This is a genomic window from Clostridium mediterraneense (assembly GCF_900091705.1).
Lineage (GTDB): Bacteria > Bacillota > Clostridia > Clostridiales > Clostridiaceae > Sarcina > Sarcina mediterraneense.
In genome coordinates, this window is sequence record NZ_LT594785.1 from 2,605,168 (window position 1) to 2,606,679 (window position 1,512).

Annotated in this window: 1 rRNA gene and 3 other annotated features; the gene reads right to left on the reverse strand. The window is 40.9% G+C overall.

What is annotated here, in order from left to right:
- Positions 1 to 594: 594 nt before the first annotated feature.
- Positions 595 to 712, reverse strand: a 5S ribosomal RNA gene (rrf, locus tag BN8917_RS14870).
- Positions 713 to 777: 65 nt separating this feature from the next.
- Positions 778 to 1,039, reverse strand: a sequence feature (23S ribosomal RNA rRNA prediction is too short).
- 19 nt (positions 1,040 to 1,058) lie between these two features.
- Positions 1,059 to 1,218 (reverse strand) — a sequence feature (23S ribosomal RNA rRNA prediction is too short).
- 19 nt (positions 1,219 to 1,237) lie between these two features.
- Positions 1,238 to 1,406 (reverse strand) — a sequence feature (23S ribosomal RNA rRNA prediction is too short).
- Positions 1,407 to 1,512: the final 106 nt, after the last annotated feature.

Genomic DNA, 1,512 nt, shown 5'->3' on the forward strand with positions numbered 1-1,512 from the left:
CCCGAAGGAAACTTCATCGCTCGACTTGCATGTGTTAGGCACGCCGCCAGCGTTCATCCTGAGCCAGGATCAAACTCTCAATTTAAAAGTTTAATCTTAAGCTTAAAACATAAAAAGAATTGCTGGTTTACTTAATTTCTTCTGTTTAATTTTCAAAGACCTTTTAACAAGTTGCCTTTAAACAACTTATTCAGTTTAACAGCTTTTTAATGTTATGTCAATAACTTTTTTATCTTCTAAAAAATTTATTTTCTAAATTCTTTGTCGTTTTATGTCGTGTCATTAACGTATCTTATTCTAACATAATAAAATAGTTGATAAAATTATATTATTCATTTTATTAGAACTTATATTTATAATTCTTTATTTTTCTACACTTTTCTATGTAATTATTTTATCGATACACTAGGTGAAGTTTATTTGTTTTAAAACATTTTTAATGAAATTAACTAGCAAATTAATTAGTTATTATACATTGTAAATTAAAAATATAATTATCTACTTTAAACTTAAGTCTACCTTCTATTGGTATATTAAATTTCTATATAGCAAAAAAGTACTTGTATTACTACAAGTACTTTTTACCTTATATAGACCTGGCAACCACCTACTCTCCCACACAGCTACCCGTGCAGTACCATCGGCCTCTAAAAGCTTAACCTTCGTGTTCGGAATGGGAACGGGTGTTACCTTAAAGAGCATCATCACCAGATTTTTGAGAAATTATTCTCTAAAAATTACACATATATATTTGCCTTTTTCTTTTTGGTCAAGCCCTCGTTCTATTAGTATCAGTCAGCTAAACATGTTACCATGCGTACACCTCTGACCTATCAACCTCCTGTTCTCGAAGGGAACTTACTAGCTTACGCTATGGGAAATCTCATCTTGAGGGGGGCTTCATACTTAGATGCTTTCAGTATTTATCCCTTCCCGACTTAGCTACCCAGCTATGCTCTTGGCAGAACAACTGGTGCACCAGAGGTCAGTCCATCCCGGTCCTCTCGTACTAAGGACAGCTCCTCTCAAATTTCCTACGCCCGCGACGGATAGGGACCGAACTGTCTCACGACGTTCTGAACCCAGCTCGCGTGCCGCTTTAATGGGCGAACAGCCCAACCCTTGGGACCTACTTCAGCCCCAGGATGCGACGAGCCGACATCGAGGTGCCAAACCTCCCCGTCGATGTGAACTCTTGGGGGAGATCAGCCTGTTATCCCCGAGGTAGCTTTTATCCGTTGAGCGATGGCCCTCCCACGAGGTACCACCGGATCACTAAGCCCGACTTTCGTCCCTGCTCGACCTGTATGTCTCGCAGTCAGGCTCCCTTATGCCTTTGCACTCTACGAACGATTTCCGACCGTTCTGAGGGAACCTTTGGGCGCCTCCGTTACTTTTTAGGAGGCGACCGCCCCAGTCAAACTGCCCACCTAACAATGTCCTGTGACCAGATTCATGGCCGCCAGTTAGAACTTCAGTAATGTCAGGGTGGTATCCCAAGGACGACTCCAC